General features: G+C 64.9%; 20 protein-coding genes. 11 read left to right on the top strand and 9 right to left on the bottom strand.

The window, feature by feature from the left end:
• Positions 1-15: 15 nt before the first annotated feature.
• Complete coding sequence (locus tag WDM91_18330) at positions 16-1,068, top strand: hypothetical protein (protein MEI9996561.1); 1,053 nt, start codon at positions 16-18, stop codon at positions 1,066-1,068.
• 68 nt (positions 1,069-1,136) lie between these two features.
• Positions 1,137-1,361, top strand: coding sequence for a 50S ribosomal protein L31 (rpmE, locus tag WDM91_18325; protein MEI9996560.1), 225 nt, complete (start codon positions 1,137-1,139; stop codon positions 1,359-1,361).
• A gap of 20 nt (positions 1,362-1,381) precedes the next feature.
• Here rpmE and WDM91_18320 read toward each other — a convergent pair whose 3' ends face one another.
• The 4 genes from WDM91_18320 to WDM91_18305 form a co-directional block, all read right to left on the bottom strand.
• On the bottom strand, positions 1,382-2,293 hold the full coding sequence (locus tag WDM91_18320) for an aminoglycoside phosphotransferase family protein (protein ID MEI9996559.1): 912 nt from the start codon (positions 2,291-2,293) through the stop codon (positions 1,382-1,384).
• Positions 2,271-2,486, bottom strand: a complete 216-nt coding sequence (locus WDM91_18315; protein MEI9996558.1) for a hypothetical protein — start codon at positions 2,484-2,486, stop codon at positions 2,271-2,273. Before WDM91_18315 ends, WDM91_18320 begins: the two co-directional genes overlap by 23 nt.
• Positions 2,487-2,634: 148 nt before the next feature.
• Positions 2,635-3,150 carry a DUF1465 family protein gene (locus WDM91_18310; GenBank protein MEI9996557.1) on the bottom strand — a complete coding sequence of 172 codons (516 nt, stop codon included), beginning with the start codon at positions 3,148-3,150 and terminating at the stop codon, positions 2,635-2,637.
• A 164-nt stretch (positions 3,151-3,314) separates the two neighbouring features.
• The gene (locus tag WDM91_18305; GenBank protein MEI9996556.1) at positions 3,315-3,512 is read right to left on the bottom strand and encodes a DUF1192 domain-containing protein; all 198 of its coding nucleotides are present in this window, start codon (positions 3,510-3,512) and stop codon (positions 3,315-3,317) included.
• A gap of 69 nt (positions 3,513-3,581) precedes the next feature.
• Here WDM91_18305 and WDM91_18300 point away from each other — a divergent pair, with 69 nt between their 5' ends.
• Positions 3,582-4,556, top strand: coding sequence for an NAD(P)H-quinone oxidoreductase (locus WDM91_18300; GenBank protein ID MEI9996555.1), 975 nt, complete (start codon positions 3,582-3,584; stop codon positions 4,554-4,556).
• A 201-nt stretch (positions 4,557-4,757) separates the two neighbouring features.
• On the top strand, positions 4,758-5,426 hold the full coding sequence (locus WDM91_18295; protein ID MEI9996554.1) for a cell cycle transcriptional regulator TrcR: 669 nt from the start codon (positions 4,758-4,760) through the stop codon (positions 5,424-5,426).
• 11 nt (positions 5,427-5,437) lie between these two features.
• Here WDM91_18295 and WDM91_18290 read toward each other — a convergent pair whose 3' ends face one another.
• Both WDM91_18290 and WDM91_18285 read right to left on the bottom strand, forming a co-directional pair.
• Positions 5,438-6,682, bottom strand: coding sequence for an MFS transporter (locus tag WDM91_18290; protein MEI9996553.1), 1,245 nt, complete (start codon positions 6,680-6,682; stop codon positions 5,438-5,440).
• A gap of 130 nt (positions 6,683-6,812) precedes the next feature.
• Positions 6,813-7,430, bottom strand: a complete 618-nt coding sequence (locus tag WDM91_18285; GenBank protein ID MEI9996552.1) for a hypothetical protein — start codon at positions 7,428-7,430, stop codon at positions 6,813-6,815.
• A gap of 126 nt (positions 7,431-7,556) precedes the next feature.
• Between WDM91_18285 and WDM91_18280 the strand changes: the two genes are divergently transcribed.
• From WDM91_18280 to WDM91_18270, 3 genes are all read left to right on the top strand, one after another.
• Positions 7,557-9,410, top strand: coding sequence for an acyl-CoA synthetase (locus WDM91_18280; protein ID MEI9996551.1), 1,854 nt, complete (start codon positions 7,557-7,559; stop codon positions 9,408-9,410).
• Between the two features lie 154 nt (positions 9,411-9,564).
• The gene (locus tag WDM91_18275) at positions 9,565-9,783 is read left to right on the top strand and encodes a hypothetical protein (protein MEI9996550.1); all 219 of its coding nucleotides are present in this window, start codon (positions 9,565-9,567) and stop codon (positions 9,781-9,783) included.
• 102 nt (positions 9,784-9,885) lie between these two features.
• Positions 9,886-11,130 carry a TCR/Tet family MFS transporter gene (locus WDM91_18270; GenBank protein ID MEI9996549.1) on the top strand — a complete coding sequence of 415 codons (1,245 nt, stop codon included), beginning with the start codon at positions 9,886-9,888 and terminating at the stop codon, positions 11,128-11,130.
• A 20-nt stretch (positions 11,131-11,150) separates the two neighbouring features.
• Here WDM91_18270 and WDM91_18265 read toward each other — a convergent pair whose 3' ends face one another.
• The gene (locus WDM91_18265; GenBank protein MEI9996548.1) at positions 11,151-11,324 is read right to left on the bottom strand and encodes a DUF465 domain-containing protein; all 174 of its coding nucleotides are present in this window, start codon (positions 11,322-11,324) and stop codon (positions 11,151-11,153) included.
• Positions 11,325-11,422: 98 nt separating this feature from the next.
• Here WDM91_18265 and WDM91_18260 point away from each other — a divergent pair, with 98 nt between their 5' ends.
• On the top strand, positions 11,423-12,022 hold the full coding sequence (locus WDM91_18260) for a UbiX family flavin prenyltransferase (protein ID MEI9996547.1): 600 nt from the start codon (positions 11,423-11,425) through the stop codon (positions 12,020-12,022).
• Positions 12,019-12,237, top strand: coding sequence for a DUF465 domain-containing protein (locus tag WDM91_18255; GenBank protein ID MEI9996546.1), 219 nt, complete (start codon positions 12,019-12,021; stop codon positions 12,235-12,237). The genes WDM91_18260 and WDM91_18255 overlap by 4 nt, the downstream gene beginning before the upstream one ends.
• Here WDM91_18255 and WDM91_18250 read toward each other — a convergent pair.
• Together WDM91_18250 and WDM91_18245 are read right to left on the bottom strand one after the other, a co-directional pair.
• Complete coding sequence (locus WDM91_18250) at positions 12,234-13,136, bottom strand: hypothetical protein (protein ID MEI9996545.1); 903 nt, start codon at positions 13,134-13,136, stop codon at positions 12,234-12,236. The two genes, WDM91_18255 and WDM91_18250, sit on opposite strands and share 4 nt — an antisense overlap.
• Before the next feature lie 319 nt (positions 13,137-13,455).
• Positions 13,456-14,181 (bottom strand): GGDEF domain-containing protein, encoded by a 726-nt coding sequence (locus tag WDM91_18245; protein ID MEI9996544.1) that lies wholly within the window; start codon positions 14,179-14,181, stop codon positions 13,456-13,458.
• 182 nt (positions 14,182-14,363) lie between these two features.
• On the opposite strand from WDM91_18245, the gene purE reads away from it, so the two are divergent.
• Together purE and WDM91_18235 are read left to right on the top strand one after the other, a co-directional pair.
• The gene (gene purE / locus WDM91_18240; GenBank protein MEI9996543.1) at positions 14,364-14,861 is read left to right on the top strand and encodes a 5-(carboxyamino)imidazole ribonucleotide mutase; all 498 of its coding nucleotides are present in this window, start codon (positions 14,364-14,366) and stop codon (positions 14,859-14,861) included.
• Entirely contained in the window at positions 14,858-15,955 is a 1,098-nt protein-coding gene (locus WDM91_18235) for a 5-(carboxyamino)imidazole ribonucleotide synthase (GenBank protein MEI9996542.1), read from the top strand. Before purE ends, WDM91_18235 begins: the two co-directional genes overlap by 4 nt.
• Positions 15,956-16,030 lie beyond the last annotated feature (75 nt).

Raw genomic sequence — 16,030 nt, 5'->3', positions numbered from 1 at the left:
ATCAGCGAGGGGCCGATGTATGAGATAAACGCGTGGAAGAAATTCTTCTCGCAGTCATGGCTTCTTGGCGGAATTGGAGTTCTGTTCCTTCTTCTTTCGGTGATCCTTGACCAAGGATTATTGCTGGACGGGCATGTGAATGAAAGTACGCTGTGGTACCGAAATCCATTCGTACTTGTCGAACTCTTAAGAGAAACTGGGTTCGCAGCAATAATAGCACTGGTTGTAAGTACACTTGTTGAAAGGACTGCCAGAATAGAGCAGCAGGAGCGTACGAATTCCGATTTGCAGAAAATCAGCAAGAACGTGATTGCCGCCACCTTTGGACTGCAAATCCCAAATAGGATCGTAAACAACGTCATTTACTCTGTATTATCTTCCAAAATAATCAGAAGCAGGATGAAGGTGACGTTCATACTCCTGGATATTCCAGAAGAAGTAGAGATAAAGCACGGAATACCAAAGGGTAAATTTCGAATACTGCAAATGCAGTCCGATTCTGAGATGACGAATGTCAGTGCTACTGCAATAGACCATCCAATTAGGCTTTTTGTCCCGATAATCGACAGCACGCTGAACCACTTGGTCGGACTGAGGTCCGGAAGCATCGGCTCGGAGAAGCTCTCCGAAGCATTGATTCGACAGGGTTCAGAGGCGATTCCCGATACTGCGTATGAGAAGAGATACGAGTGGTCGAGGCGTATCGCTCCGATGGAGACAATAAGAGTAGCCTTTAACTATCAGCTACTTAAGGAAATATCCGACAACGAAGTCTGGACAAGCCTTCTTCCGACTGAGAATTTGGAAGTGACTGTTGATATTCAGTGCAATGATGTAGAATGGGGGTTGGATGCGAGGTGTATGGGCCAGTTTCGGCCAGCCTACGATCCGCTGAACGAGGTTTTCGATGTCGATCCGGATTCTGCACCAAAACGAAGTGGGCGATTCAGGTTCACTCCAATCGACACTTTGTTGCCTTACCAAGGAATGACGCTTTGGTGGAGGCCGGCGAGGAATATTCCCGTTGGCCCTGTCCCGGCGGCGTCCATGCGAGAGGCGTTTGAATAACTACTCTTGTGTGCGGGGAAGTGCTCGCCTATAAGCGCGCCTCCGAGCGCCAATGCGAGTTTTCGGCCATGAAAAAGGGCATCCACCCCAACTACCATTTCGTCGAGGTTCGTCTTAACGACGGCTCGACCTACAAGACCCGCACGACCTGGGGTGAGGCCGGCCAGCAGCTGACCCTCGACATCGACCCGACCACGCACCCCGCCTGGACCGGCGGGCAGCAGCAGCTGATGGACCGCGGCGGCCGCCTGACGCGCTTCAACAAGAAGTTCGCCGGTTTCGTGAAGTCGTAGGACTTCGGTTCTCGTCATCCCTATCCCAAGCCGTGCTCCGCGAGCACCGCGGCGATCGTGCGCGCGGCGTACTTCGCCAGCGGCGGATTGCTCGTCCTGTAGTAGGGCAAGGCCATCAGCGCGACCGATAGGGCCCAGCCGCGGCCACGTGCCCAGGTGGCATCGTCGACACCCATGGCCCGGCGGAAGATTTCGCGCGCTTCGCCGGAAAATAGACTCCAGGCAAGGATCAGGTCGACGGCAGGATCGCCGACCGCAAGGCCTTCGAAATCGAGCACGGCGCCGAGCCGTCCGCCGCGCAGCAGCAGATTGCCCGCGTTCAGGTCGCCATGGATCCAGACCGGCGCGGCGGATGGCGGCGCGGCGCGCAGGTCCTTCTCCCAGGCGGCCGTTGCCGCGGCGATATCCAGCAAGCCTTCCGATTGCGCGATGGCCTTGCGGGTGATCCGGTCGCGCGCGGCCAACGCCATGCCGCGGCCGAAATTGTGCGCCCCGGGCGGCGGTCCCTCCGCCGGATCGATGCGCTGCAGGGCGAGAAGGAATTGCGCGAGATCGGTTGCCACGCGGTTCGGATCGGGCAATCGGTCGGGCAGCGGATTTTCGCCCTCGAGCCAGCGGCAGATCGACCAGCTCCAGGGATAGCCCTCGCCGGGCACGCCGCGGGCGAGCGGCAGCGGCACGGGCAGCGGCAGATGCTGCGCCAGGCGTGGCAGCCACCGCCACTCCTTTTCCACCGCGGCCACGGCCCAGGCGATGCGCGGCAGGCGCACCGACATGTCCGCGCCCAGCCGGTACATCGCATTGTCCGTACCTCCCGAGGGGACGCGCGCAACGGGAAGCTCCGCCCAATGCGGGAATTGCGCGGCGAGCAGGCGGTGGACCAGCGCGGCGTCGCTGGCGATCTCGCCGTCATGCAGCCTGGGCACGGACATGACGCTCTCCTTCGCAGTAACGGATCGCCGCTTCGGCGGCCGGCGTGTCCGGCACCGAGACGCCGGCGCGCAGGAGCAAAGCGAGAATGAACACCTGCCCCACGCCTTGGGCGAAGGCCTGGATGGCGGAATGCAGATTGACGCGATTGATCGCGGCATTGCCCACGAATGCCGTGGGCCGTGGAAGGGACACGGGGAATTCCGACGGAGCGTGCGGGAGGGAACCGGCCCCTCAAGGGTCGGTCAGCGGCGTCGCGCTATGAATTATTCTTACGCATCGGAAGGCTCCGTCGATGTCCGGAGTATGCGAGCGGACTTGCCCGACTGCAAGGCAGAGGCGCTCAGGCGTCGCTGCCGAAGGCCTTTTCAAGACGGTTGAATTGCGCATGCACCGCCGAGTGCGCCTTCAGGCCGTCGGCGAACAGCACGTCATCGAGCCGCGCGATGCGGCGATAGAGATTGTCGCTGCGTTCCAGCAGATCGCGCAGCGTGGCGGGCAGCAGCTCGACGCCTTCCGTCCCGCCGCCGAGGCAGATCTCCTTCGAGCCCAGGCGATAGCGCTCTTCCTGGGCGTCCCGTGCCTCCATGTCGCCTTCATGCACCGCGCGCTGGACCAGCAGCCAGCTCGCCGCCTGCATCAGACGCGTGGTCACCCGCATGCTTTCGCCGGCATAGAGCAGCGCCGCCTTGCGCGGCAGGTCGCGCGATTCCTGGCGGCCGCGGCCGTCGAGATATTTCGCGGTCTCCTCGACCAGCGACATGCCTTCCTCGAAGGTGCGGTCGAACAGGGCCGAGCCGGTGAAGCTCTGGATGGTGACGCCGCGAAGCGCGTCGTCGTCGGCTGCACTGTTGCTCATCTGCGTTCGCCGCTGTCCATGTCGAGAGAACCGCACGCTATCAACTGCCGCGCCCGGCGCAAGCCGCAATCGCCGTCGTGTTACGCATAAACCAAACGAATGGTTGCGCGAGGGCAACGTTCGGCTGTGCGTATTAATCTTGATGAGAGGCGTCGTCGCCGCAGTTAACGCTTAAACACGGCATCGGCCGCCGATTTCGTCGCGTTGCGCACCAGGATCGCTTCGCGGCAGCGTGCGATCTCGGATTCGAGCGCGGCGATCCGTGCTTCGAGCTCATGCGCGGAGAGGGCCGAGATGTCTTCGCCCAGCGCGATGTCCGGCCGCTTCTTGCGCGGCTGCAGTTCCTCGGGGTCGATCGGCATTTCCGCCTCCGTTCGTTCCTGCGCTATCTTCGTTAGCGGTACATCGGCGCGCAAGCGCAAGGAGACGTCATGAAGGCCATCGAAGTCGCCAATCCGGGACAGGGCTATCGGCTCGAGCTTGCGGAACTCGCCACGCCGACGCCGGGCGCCGGCGAAGTGCTGATTGAAGTCGCCGCCGCCGGCCTCAACCGCGCCGATCTTGCCCAGGCCATGGGCGGCTATCCGCCGCCGCCCGGCGCATCGTCGACGCTCGGCATGGAAGTCTCGGGCACGATCGCCGCGGTGGGTGCGGGCGTCGCACAATGGCGCGCGGGCGATGCGGTCTGCGCCTTGATACCCGGCGGCGGCTATGCGGAGTACGCTGTGGCATCGGAAAAATGCCTGCTGCCGGTACCGGCGGGCGTGAGCCTCGTCCATGCGGCCGCCTTGCCGGAGGTGCATTTCACGGTCTGGACCAACCTGATCGACACGGCGCGGCTCAAGGCGGGCGAGAGCGTGCTGATCCATGGCGGGACAAGCGGGATCGGCACCGCGGCGATCCAACTTTGCGCGGCGCGCGGACACAAGGTGTTCTCGACCGCGGCATCGGACGGGAAGTGCGCCGCGATCACCGCGCTCGGCGGCTACGCGATCAACTACAAGACGCAGGACTTCGTCGAGATCGTGAAGCGCGAGACCGGCGGACGCGGCGTCGACGTGATCCTCGACATGGTCGGCGGCGACTACATCCAGCGCAACATGAGCGCGGCAGCGATATGGGGACGGATCGTCAACATCGCCTATCAGGGCGGCATGCAGGCGAGCGTGAATTTCGCGCCGATGCTGATGAAGCGCTTGTCGCTGCTCGCGACGACCCTCAGGGCACGCAGCAATGACGAAAAAGGCGCGATCCGCGACGCGGTGCGGCGCGAGGTCTGGCCGCTGATCGAGGCCGGCCGCGTCAAGCCGGTGGTGGACCAGACCTATCCACTGGCGGATGCGCAGGCGGCACATACGCGCATGGCCGGAAGCGGGCATATCGGGAAAATCCTGCTGACGCCGTGAGCGGCGGTGTCGGCGCTGCGCGCGGGCAGATTTCGCGCGGTTTTGCCAGCATTCCCCGGCCTTTCCAGCCTCGAAAGACCACCGGCAGATAATCCTTCCCCTTTTTGGCCCTTTCGCTTAAAACCCCTGCTATTCCTCGAAAGGCAAGCCTTGAGAGGTCGGTGGGACCGGTGAACGGCCCCCCGGCAAGGGAGAAGATTTATGGCCGTTGATACCAAGCCCCTGATGCCCAAGGCGACCGCCGTCTGGCTGGTCGACAACACCTCGCTGACCTTCGAGCAGATCGCCGATTTCTGTGGTCTTCATCCGCTTGAAGTGAAGGGCATCGCCGACGAGGACGTGGCCAAGGGCATCAAGGGCCAGGATCCGGTGTCCTCCGGCCAGCTCACCCGCGAGGCGATCGAGGCGGCGGAGAAGAACCCCAAGGTGCGGCTCAAGATGGCGCCGCCCAAGCACAAGATGCCGGCCGTCCGGCAGAAGAAGGCGCCGCGCTATACGCCCGTGTCCAAGCGCCAGGACAAGCCGGATGCCGTGTACTGGATCCTGCGCAACCATCCCGAATTCGCCGATGCCGACATCATCCGCCTGATCGGCACGACCAAGGCGACGATCCAGAAGATCCGCGAGCGCTCCCATTGGAACGCGACCAACATCAAAGCGGTCGATCCGGTGACGCTGGGCCTGTGCTCGCAGCTCGAGCTCGATCTTGCGGTGAGCCGCGCCGGCGCCAAGCGCGACCGCGCCGAACAGCGCGCCGTCAAGCGCGGCGAGACGCTGCGGCCGGTTTCGGAGACGACCGCGGCGGAATCGCAGCCCGGGGCCGATCCCGACCCGCTCGAATTCCCGCAGGAAGACGACAGCCCGGGCTGAACACGGAGTCGCTAAGCCGCACGTATCCGGTCGGCGCCGCGCGGATCGAGTTCGGCTTCGCCCGGCGTTCCCTGCGGCGGCACGGCCTCGTAGGACTCCCGGCCGGACAGCGGCGCGGCGTCCTTCAGCGTGATGCGCAGGATCGCGAAGCCCGCCATCGCGGCATGGATCGCGGCCGTGTAGAAGAACAGCGCGCTCGTGCCGAAGCGGTTCATCACCAGCGCGGCGATGGTCGGTCCGCCGACCGACGCCATCGCATTGATCATCAGCAGGGTCGCGGAGGTCTCGACGAATTCGTCCCGCGCGATCCGGTCATTGGCATGGGCCACCGACAAGCCGTAGAGCGGCAGCGCCATCAGCCCGAAGCAGCCGATCAGCGGCAGGATCAGCCAGCGATGCGCGCCGCCGAACGCGCCGAGCGCGACGCCCAGCGCCGCCGCCATGACGCAGACGAACGCGATGATGATGCGCCGGTCCATCCGGTCGGAGATGCGGCCCAGCGGCAGCTGCACGAGCGCGCCGCCCAGCGTGAAGACGCTCATGAAGACGGCGATCCAGCCCTTGTTGAGGCCATGCGCCTGGGCATAGACCGGACTCAGCGACCATATCGCACTGTTGGCGAAGCCGACCGCGATGCAGCCCATCACGCCCACCGGCGACAGGCGGTAGAGCCAGCGCGGCCGCAGCACCGGCACCGCTGCGGCATGGGGCTGGGGCAGGCGCGTCAGGCCCATCGGGATCAGGCACAGGGCGTAGAACACCGCCGCCAGGCTGAACAACGTGAAGCTCTGCGGCCGGGCGGTGCCGAACAGCATCTGCCCGACGATGATCGCGGAGAAATTGACGGTGAGATAGGCGGAGAAGATGCGGCCGCGATTCTCGTTGGTGGCGCGGTCGTTCAGCCAGCTCTCGATCACCATGTAGATGCAGGCCGCCGCGACGCCGAAGCCGCCGCGCAGCACGATCCACAGCGGCACCGAGACGAACATCGACTGCAGCAGGATGGTCGCGGCGGAGAGGCCGGCGCCGATGCCGAAGGTCCGGCTGTGCCCGACCCGGGCGAGCAGGCGCGGACCGGCGAAGCAGCCGAGCACGAAGCCGGCGAAATAGAACGAGCCGATCACGCCCAGCGCGAGGTTGGAGAAGCCCTCCATATGCGCGCGGACGGGGATGAGCACGCCGATCAGGCCGTTGCCCATGATGTAGAGCGCGGTGGAGAAGAGGATGGCCCCGACGGCCAGTATCTGTTTGCGCATCAGCCTCTCGCAGCCAGCGGTATGGCGCCCGCCATGGCGCAAGTCAAAGCAGGGCAGCGTTGCACGGGCGGGAGGCGCTTCGCCTCAGCAATGCCCGAATCGGCGCGTGGAATGAGGGTTCGCGCCGGCTTCAGAAGAGGTAACGCACCGCCACGAAGCCGAGGACGACCAGCGCCAGGAAGGCGGTCAGCGCGAGGGCCATGTATTTCTCGAGGACGGCCTGCACCGGCGCGCCGAAGAAATAGAACAGCGCCGAGACCAGCGTGTAGCGCACGCCGCGGGTGATCGCCGAGAACAGCATGAATTGCGCGAAGGGCACGCTGGCGAGGCCGGCCGAGATGGTCACCAGCTTGTACGGGATCGGCGTCAGGCCCTGGACCAGGATCATATAGGCATGCGCGCTGTATTCCTGGCGGAGGGCATCGACCTTTTCCAGCGGGATGTGGAGCGCGTGGATGATCCAGAGACCCGCGGTGTCCCAGAACAGCGCCCCGATCGCATAGCCGAGCGCGCCGCCCAGCACGGAAAACAAGGTGCACCAAGCCGCCAGGGCGAAGGCGCGGTTGCGATTCGCCAGCACCATCGGAACCAGCATCACATCCGCGGGAATCGGGAAAAACGACGCCTCGGCGAAGGCGAAGGCCGCGAGGCCCGCCCAGGCATGCGGCCCCTGGGCATTCTCCATCATCCAGTCGTAGAGGCGGCGCAGAAGGCCACGGCGCGGCGCGGGCTGGACCTGTTCGGACATTTTGCATTCCACTGGAGCACATCTTCCTAGCAACCGGCCTGCGCGCCGTCCATCGCGAGCCTTGCTGGTTAATGCGGCATTCTTTAGCGTTCGGCCGCTGTCGAAACCGCTTATCCAAAGACCGTCATGGCCAAGCCGAAGAAGAAAAAGCCGTCCAAGCCCGCCAAGGCCAAGGCGCCCAAAAGATCCGTCAAAAAGACGACGAAGAAGAAGGCCGTCGCCAAGCCCGTGCGCGTGCCGCCGCCGGCCCCGGCCAAGTCCGCCTCGCGGCGGCGCGCCACGAAATCGCTGGTGCGCCGTGCGGTGGAGGGTGCGATGCGCGCCATGCCGCGCCTGGCGCCGCGCTTGCGCGGCGGCAAATACGAGGCCGACCTCGAGCGCAATCCCGCGAACTACCAACCGCTCACGCCGCTGACGTTCCTGGAGCGCGCCGCATCGGTCTTCCCGGACCGCACCGCGATCATCCATGGCGGCCAGCGTTTCAGCTATGCCGACTATTATGCGCGCGCGCGCCGTCTGGCATCGGCGCTCGCCCGGGCCGGAATCCGCAAGGGCGACACGGTGGCGGTGATGCTGGCCAACACGCCGCCCATGCTGGAAGCCCATTATGGCGTGCCGATGACGGGCGGGGTGCTGAATGCGCTGAACACCCGCCTCGATCCTGCCGCGCTCGCCTTCATCCTCGACCATGGCGAAGCCAAGCTGCTGATCACCGACCGGGAGTTCTCCGACACGATGGCCCAGACGCTCAAGCTCGCCAAGGTGAAGCCGATCGTCGTCGATTACGACGATCCGGAATTCCCGCAAAGCGGGGCGCGGCTCGGCAGTATCGATTACGAGGCGTTCCTCGAAAGCGGCGATCCGGATTTCGCCTGGGCGCCGCCCGGCGACGAATGGGATGCGATCGCGCTGAACTACACGTCGGGCACGACGGGCAATCCCAAGGGCGTGGTGTTCCACCATCGCGGCGCGGCGCTGATGGGCTACGGCAACATCCTCGCGGCGCGGATGCCCTACCATCCGATCTATCTGTGGACGCTGCCGATGTTCCATTGCAACGGCTGGTGCTTTCCCTGGTCGCTGTCGGTCGTCGCGGGCACGCATGTCTGCCTGCGCTGGGTGCGGGCCAAGGCGATGTACGATGCCATCGCGGACCACAAGGTCACCCATCTGTGCGGCGCGCCGATCGTCATGTCGGCCTTCATCAATGCGTCCCCGGAAGAACGCCGGCCGCTGCCCCATCAGGTGGAGTTCGTCACCGCCGCGGCGCCGCCGCCCGAATCGGTGCTGGCCGCGATGGGCGATGCCGGCTTCAATGTCACGCATGTCTACGGCCTGACCGAGACCTATGGGCCCGCCGTGGTCAATGAATGGAGCGAGAGCTGGGACGCGCTGGAGAAAGGGCCGCGCGCGGCGAAGAAGGCGCGGCAGGGCGTGCGCTATCATGCGCTCGACGCGCTCACCGTGATGGATCCGGAGACCATGGAGCCGGTGCCGGCCGACGGCGAGACGCTGGGCGAGGTGATGTTCCGCGGCAATGTCGTGATGAAGGGCTATCTCAAGAACGCCAAGGCGACGAAGGACGCCTTCGCGGGCGGCTGGTTCCATTCCGGCGATCTCGGCGTGATGTATCCGGACGGCTATGTGCAGCTCAAGGACCGCTCGAAGGACATCATCATCTCGGGCGGCGAGAACATCTCCTCCATCGAGGTCGAGGACGTGCTGAACAAGCATCCGGCGGTGATGTTCGTCGCCGTCGTGGCGAAGGAGGACGAGAAATGGGGCGAAACGCCCTGCGCCTTCGTCGAACTGAAGACCGGCTTCGACCACGTCACGGCCGACGAGCTGATCGCCTATTGCCGCGAGAATCTCGCGCGCTACAAATGCCCGCGATTCATCGCCTTCGTCGAATTGCCCAAGACCTCCACCGGCAAGATCCAGAAGTTCAAGCTGCGCGAAATGGCCAAGGACGTGACGTGAGCGCGGCTGCGGAATGCGCCTATATGTTCGTGGTGTCTTAAGTTGCATTTCGCAACTTTGGTATCCGATGTGGGGTACCCCCGATTCAGCGGGGTTGGCCGCGGTGTTGCGGGAAGACGATCCTCCGTTCCTTTGGGCAGGTAGAGGAACATCGGTGACATCGAAGCTTATACGACACGGCACGGGCACAGCACGCCCGCGCCCGGCGACGAAGCACAGCCCCGACAACGACCTGCTCGCGCGCCTCCAGGCCATGCTCTACGAATTCCACGCCATGGGCCGCTTCGAGGACGCGCGCCCGCACCTGCTGCGGCTGATGGAAATCGCCGAAGGCGCGCCACTCGCGGCGGCGCCATCCGGCCGGCCGTCCTAGGGCCCGCGCAGGCCGCAGAGTCCCGGCCAGGCCGGAAAATTTCCCCAAGACGGACGGAACGGCGCGCTCTAGGCTGCCGCCCGATCCGCTTCGGGGGAATGTGTGAGCGAGCCGGCGTCCGCGCCCGCCAGCCGTACGGCGCTGGCCTTCATCTTCATCACCATGCTGATCGACACGATCGGTCTGGGAATCATCATTCCGGTCACGCCGGCAATCATCAAGCACCTGACCGGGCAGGAGCTGGGCGGCGCCGCGAGCTGGGGCGGTTGGCTCCTGTTCGTCTATGCGCTGATGCAGTTCTTCAGCGCGCCGGTGATCGGCAATCTTTCCGACCGCTATGGCCGCCGGCCGGTCCTGATCCTGTCCCTCGTCATGCTCGCGGTCGACTACGCCATCACGGGGTGGGCGCCGACCATCGGCTGGCTGTTCCTGGGACGCATCCTGTCGGGCGCCGCCGGCGCCTCCTATCCGACGGCGAACGCCTATATCGCCGATGTCTCGCCGCCAGAGCAGCGGGCGGCGAATTTCGGCCTCACCGGAGCGGCCTTCGGCATCGGTTTCGTGCTCGGACCGCTCCTGGGCGGCTATATCGGCGAGCTCTGGGGACCGCGGGCACCGTTCTTCGTCGCCGCCGGATTCGCACTCGCGAACGCCCTGTTCGGCCTGCTGGTGCTGAAGGAATCGCTGCCGCCGGAGCGGCGCCGCAAATTCGAGCTGTGGCGCGCCAATCCGATCGGTTCGCTCGCGGTGCTGAACCGCTTTCCGATGATCCTCAGCCTGTTCGGCGTCGCGATCCTTTTGCGGCTGGCGCATGACGTCAATCCATCCACCTGGAGCTACTACGTGATGCTCAAATTCCACTGGACGAGCGCCCAGGTCGGCTATTCGCTCACTGCGGTGGGCGCGCTCACCGCCGTGTCCTTCGGCGTGCTGCCGCGGATCATCGTGCCGCGGATCGGCGAGACGCGGGCGGTTTATGTCGGCTTGTTCTTCACCGGCCTGGGTTATGCCGGCTATGCCTTCGCGGCCACGCCCTGGCAGCTCTATGCCTGGATGGTGGTGTGGGCGCTGGGCGGGATCGGCGGGCCGGCGCTGAACGCGATCATGTCCAGGCAGGTCCCCGCCAATGAGCAGGGCGAACTCATGGGTGCGCTCGGCAGCGCCGACGGGATCACGTCCATCATCGCGCCCCTGGTGCTGACGGGCCTGTTCTCGTACTTCACCAGCGGGCATGCCTTCATCTACTTCGCGGGCGCGTCTTTCCTGGCGGCGGCGCTGCTCGAATTCAGCGCGCTGGGCCTGTTCGCCCTCCGTCAGCCACGCATATCGGCGCAGCCTGCGGCGTAGATCAGACGTGACCGGCTAATTCAGTGAATGCTGCCTCGGAGGCGTTCCAGCTCGTCCTTTATTCGGAGCTTTTCTTTCTTGAGGGCCGCGACCTGGGTCTCATCCCAGTCCGGATGCGCCATCTCGTCGTGGATGCGCTCTTCAAGCTTCTTGTGTTTTTCGGACAACTCGTCGATATGCCCTTGCAGTGCCATGCTTGCACCTCTCTCTTAGGCCTTGGAAGTAGATCACTGTCGCCAGGACCTGTCACGCCCTCTTCCGCCCTTGGACAACATTCTGTAAACGGACCGTCATGGCGAGGGTTGCGCAACTCCTTGAAAAAGAACGGCTAGTCGTGGGCATCAGCGGTGCCTCCGGCGTCGCTTACGGCATCCGCCTGCTTGAGGCGTGCGTGCAACTTGCTGTTGAGTCGCATCTGGTGATCACCAAGGCGGCCGAGATGACCATCGCGCTCGAGACCGATCTCAAGCCCAAGGCGGTTGCCGCCAAAGCACATCGCGCCTACGCGCCCAGCGACATCGGGGCGCCGATCGCATCGGGCACGTTCAAGACCAAAGGCATGATCGTCGCGCCCTGTTCGGTGCGCAGCTGGTCCGAGATCGCGACCGGCGTGACGACGGGTCTGCTGACGCGCGCCGCCGACGTCACGTTGAAGGAGCGCCGGCCGCTGATCCTGATGATCCGCGAGACGCCGCTGCATGTCGGGCATCTGCGCACGCTGGCGCAGCTCGCCGAGATGGGCGCGACGATCCTGCCGCCGGTGCCGGCCTTCTATGACGAGCCGCACAAGATCTCCGATTTCGTCGACCAGATCGTCGGGCGCGCGCTCGACCTGCTCGGCTATGACTGGCCGGCGCACAAGCGCTGGGACGGCGGACGCAAACCGAGATGAGCAGCGAGGTCACGCGTCCCGACGAGGTCGTCCTGCGCGCCAAGCTCGCCGAGCTGACGCAGGAGCATCGCGACCTCGACAATGCGATCGCGGCGCTGACCGACACCGGCGCGCGCGATCAGCTTTCGCTCACGCGGCTGAAGAAGCGCAAGCTGCAGCTGAAGGACGAGATCGCCAAGATCAACGACCAGCTGCTGCCCGACATCATCGCTTAGCCCGGCGCGGCGGCATTCCGCCAGAGGAAGCGCAACGTCGCCTTGGCGAAGGGCGACTGGATGATGCGGAACGAGACGAAGCCGTTCTCGTCCTTGCGTTCCGGATTCAGCTCCTCCACCGCGTTCTGCTTGATCAGGTAGACGTCCATCTCCGGCGGTATGCGGCTGACCGGAAACTTGATGGTCACGTCGACATTGCTCACCGGATAGAGGAGCGATTCGAGGGAGAACACGCCCTGCGGGCCGTTATATTCGTTGTCGTTCTGCGTCGTCGCGTTGCGCCGGGCGATCGTGCTGCGGAACACATTGGCATGCTTGAAGAGCAGGAGGACCACCATGTCCGGCAGTAGCGTCGCGAGAAAATTCGTCGGCAGGGGCGCGTCGAACACCTCCATGATCTGGACGCTCTTCTTCGGATTGCCCGTCATCACGAGCTTCTTGGTGATCTTCCGGTTGTTGATCCAGGACTTGATGTGGATGCCGTTGTCGGAGATCGTTCCGGTGTCCGTGCTGCTCTTGATGTGGTAGGCGGTCTGCCCCGCGCGGTTGGCGTGATAGATCTGCTCGCGCGTGAGCGTCGAGTGCGACAGGTCGGCGGAGAACTCCAAGGTCAGCTTGGTCTCCAGCACCGAAAGCGGCACCGTCGCATTCTCCCAATAGATCACCACCGAGCGGCCGAGCGAAACCAGGAAGACCAATCCGCCGAATGTGGTGAGGAGAAAGAAATAGCCGCCCAACGGCACGGAATAGTACCGGCTGTGGATTTGCAGCAGATCGCCGAAGACCACCCAGGCCGACGTTCCTTTGAAGAGCGCCATGACGGGCGGACCGACGAGTTCGACCCAGCCGAACAGGGATGCCAGCCCCAGGAAATAGGGAATCAGTCTTCTGCCCGTCATTCGCACACGCCCCCATGCGACGAAGTCAAAAAAAAGAGGCGTGGTTCTTCACCACGCCTCTTACAATTGGACTGAGGAAAACCTCAGATGGTCTCGGTAGAGATCGACATGTGTGCTCCTCGGGGGATCACCCCTGGCTTCCAGCCTAAGATAGGCACAAAACCCTAAAATTCAAGCCCTACGACAGGCGCGCGGCATGCCGGAAGGCACTGCCGTACAACTATCTAGACGGGATGCCGTTTCCCTTCAATACGCGATTGCGTGCGCCCCAGGGCCGAATTCCGGGATTCCGGTGGAAAATCCCAGGAGCCGCCCGTCCTCAACGCCCGCCGCCGCGCTTGTTCGCGTACATCGCCTCGTCGGCGCGGGCCATGGCGAGATCGGCGTCGTCGCCGGCTTTGAGCTCGAAGGCGCCATAGGCGAAGCTGACGGGGATTGCGGTGCCCTTCCATTGCGCCGGCGCGGCTCGGAGCCTTTCGGCGAGGATGTCGGCCTTCTTATGCGCTTGGTCCTGGTCGGCATGGCTGAGCAGCACGCCGAACTCGTCGCCGCCGAGACGGCCGACGCAGTCGCTGTCGCGCACATTGCCCGACAGCACCGCGGCGAAATTCTGCAGCACCGCGTCGCCGCCGGCATGGCCGTGGGAATCGTTGATCGCCTTGAACCCGTTGAGGTCGAAATAGATCAGGCTCGACGGCGTGCCGTAACGGCCAGCGAAGCCGATATAGCGCGTCAGCTCGCGCACGAAGGCGCGGCGGTTGAGGAGCGGCAGCAGCTGATCCTGGTCGGCGTTCTTCTCCGCCACGTCGAGCCGCTCGCGCGTCGCCACGAGCTCCCGGCGCAGGTTGTCGACCTCTCCCATCAGCGTGACGATGGCGTCGCGCACCCGAGGGGTGAATTCGCTCTCCGGAATGCCCAGGACGCTGGCGGTGGCGCCGATCGTCGCGGCGGCGAGCGGTGCGGCGACCGCCTCGGCCTGGCGCGCATAGGCGGCAACGCCGACGGAGCGCGTCCCCCGCGTTGAACTCGTCCGCTCGACCTTCATGATCGCCCCCGGCCATTCTGGCGCCAAAAACAATACTAAGATTGCTTTAACAATTCCTTTATGAAGAAAACCAATTGGTAAACAAGCGGCAAAGAGACCCTTTTCCGCAGGCATTTCAGGGCTATACTCCGGCGCTTCCCGGCGGGTGATTTGCCCGCCTTCCTCGCCCCCAAAAGGGAAGCATGCCCGCGAACCCGAAGCCTTTGGTCGGCCTGATCATGGGGAGCCAGTCGGACTGGCCCACCCTCAAGCCGGCCTCGGAACTCCTCGACAGCCTCGGCGTCGCGCATGAGGCGCGGATCGTCTCGGCGCATCGCACGCCCGACCGGATGCGCGACTATGCCAAGGCGGCGGCGGGGCGCGGGCTGAAGGTCCTCATCGCGGGCGCCGGCGGCGCGGCGCATCTGCCGGGCATGACGGCGTCCTTCACCACTCTGCCCGTGCTCGGCGTGCCGGTGGAGTCCAAGGCGCTCAAGGGCATGGATAGCCTGCTCTCCATCGTGCAGATGCCTGGCGGCGTTCCGGTCGCGACCTTCGCCATCGGCGAGAGCGGCGCCAAGAACGCGGCGCTGCATGCGGCGGCGATCCTCGCCCTGTCGGACAAGGCGCTGGCGCGGCGGCTGGCGGCGTGGCGCGCCCGGCAGACCGACTCGGTCGCGGAAGCGCCGTCCGACAAATGAGCGAGATGCGGACCTTGGCCGCGCCCGTGGCGCCGGGCGGCACGATCGGGATTCTCGGCGGCGGACAGCTCGGCCGCATGCTGGCGCTCGCCGCCGCAAGGCTGGGGTTGAGGGCGCATATCTTCTGCGACGATCCCGGATCGGCCGCGTCGCAGGTCGCCGACGCGCACACCGTTGCGAAGTTCGACGATGCGGCGGCGCTCACCGCCTTTGCGCAAGGCTGCGATGCGATCACGCTCGAATTCGAGAACGTCCCGGCCGAGACCGTGGCGCAGCTCGCACGGCTGAAGCCGGTCCACCCTTCGGCACAAGCCCTGCGCCGCACCCAGGACCGCTTCGACGAGAAGACGTTCGTCCAGTCGCTCGGGCTGACGACGCCGCGCTTCGCCGCGGTGGATTCGGCGGCGGACGCGGCGGCCCTGTTCGAGGCCTTCGGCCGCCGCGCGATCCTCAAGACCCGGCGCCTGGGCTATGACGGCAAGGGCCAGGCCAAGCCGGCGAGCGCCGCCGAGGCGGCGGAGGCCTTCACCCGCTTCAAAGGCGCGCCGGCGATCCTGGAAAGCTTCGTCGATTTCGTGTTCGAAGCCTCGGTGATCGCGGCGCGCGGCCAGGACGGCGCCTTCGCGGCCTACGATCCGCCGGAGAACGCGCATGAGCATCACATCCTCCGGCGTTCGACCGTGCCGGGGCGGCTGACAGCGGCGCAATGCGATGCGGCGAAAGCGATCGCGCGCAAGATCGGCGACGCGCTCGGCTATGTCGGCGTGTTCGCCGTCGAGCTGTTCGTGATGGCGGATGGCGCGCTGGTGGTGAACGAGATCGCGCCGCGGGTGCACAATTCGGGACACTGGACGCTGGAAGCCTGCGCCGTCAGCCAGTTCGAGCAGCATATCCGCGCCGTCGCCGGCTGGCCGCTGGGTGATCCCACGCGCCATGCCGACGCGGTGATGGAGAACATCCTCGGCACCGAAGCGCTCGACTGGCAGACCTATGCGGCACGGCCGGGCGCGCTGCATCTCTACGGCAAGGGCGAGGCGCGGCCGGGACGCAAGATGGGACACTTCACCACGCTCGGGCCGTTGACGAAGCCCTGAGCGGACAATAGGGTCCGCCGCGATGCTGACGATTTTCAAGCGCAAGACGACCACGACGAAGCCCGGCCGGGCTTC

This window comes from Rhizomicrobium sp., from assembly GCA_037200385.1.
In the GTDB taxonomy this organism is placed as follows: Bacteria; Pseudomonadota; Alphaproteobacteria; order Micropepsales; family Micropepsaceae; genus Rhizomicrobium.
This window is presented reverse-complemented; position numbering and strand designations above follow the sequence as displayed.

Excerpts from the sequence above, each read along its gene's own strand:
- WDM91_18330 (MEI9996561.1), top strand. The coding sequence starts at position 16 with ATGTATGAGATAAACGCGTGGAAGAAATTCTTCTCGCAGTCATGGCTT.
- rpmE (MEI9996560.1), top strand. The coding sequence starts at position 1,137 with ATGAAAAAGGGCATCCACCCCAACTACCATTTCGTCGAGGTTCGTCTT.
- WDM91_18320 (MEI9996559.1), bottom strand. The coding sequence starts at position 2,293 with ATGTCCGTGCCCAGGCTGCATGACGGCGAGATCGCCAGCGACGCCGCG.
- WDM91_18310 (MEI9996557.1), bottom strand. The coding sequence starts at position 3,150 with ATGAGCAACAGTGCAGCCGACGACGACGCGCTTCGCGGCGTCACCATC.
- WDM91_18305 (MEI9996556.1), bottom strand. The coding sequence starts at position 3,512 with ATGCCGATCGACCCCGAGGAACTGCAGCCGCGCAAGAAGCGGCCGGAC.
- WDM91_18300 (MEI9996555.1), top strand. The coding sequence starts at position 3,582 with ATGAAGGCCATCGAAGTCGCCAATCCGGGACAGGGCTATCGGCTCGAG.
- WDM91_18295 (MEI9996554.1), top strand. The coding sequence starts at position 4,758 with ATGGCCGTTGATACCAAGCCCCTGATGCCCAAGGCGACCGCCGTCTGG.
- WDM91_18290 (MEI9996553.1), bottom strand. The coding sequence starts at position 6,682 with ATGCGCAAACAGATACTGGCCGTCGGGGCCATCCTCTTCTCCACCGCG.
- WDM91_18285 (MEI9996552.1), bottom strand. The coding sequence starts at position 7,430 with ATGTCCGAACAGGTCCAGCCCGCGCCGCGCCGTGGCCTTCTGCGCCGC.
- WDM91_18280 (MEI9996551.1), top strand. The coding sequence starts at position 7,557 with ATGGCCAAGCCGAAGAAGAAAAAGCCGTCCAAGCCCGCCAAGGCCAAG.
- WDM91_18265 (MEI9996548.1), bottom strand. The coding sequence starts at position 11,324 with ATGGCACTGCAAGGGCATATCGACGAGTTGTCCGAAAAACACAAGAAG.
- WDM91_18260 (MEI9996547.1), top strand. The coding sequence starts at position 11,423 with ATGGCGAGGGTTGCGCAACTCCTTGAAAAAGAACGGCTAGTCGTGGGC.
- WDM91_18255 (MEI9996546.1), top strand. The coding sequence starts at position 12,019 with ATGAGCAGCGAGGTCACGCGTCCCGACGAGGTCGTCCTGCGCGCCAAG.
- WDM91_18250 (MEI9996545.1), bottom strand. The coding sequence starts at position 13,136 with ATGACGGGCAGAAGACTGATTCCCTATTTCCTGGGGCTGGCATCCCTG.
- WDM91_18245 (MEI9996544.1), bottom strand. The coding sequence starts at position 14,181 with ATGAAGGTCGAGCGGACGAGTTCAACGCGGGGGACGCGCTCCGTCGGC.
- purE (MEI9996543.1), top strand. The coding sequence starts at position 14,364 with ATGCCCGCGAACCCGAAGCCTTTGGTCGGCCTGATCATGGGGAGCCAG.
- WDM91_18235 (MEI9996542.1), top strand. The coding sequence starts at position 14,858 with ATGAGCGAGATGCGGACCTTGGCCGCGCCCGTGGCGCCGGGCGGCACG.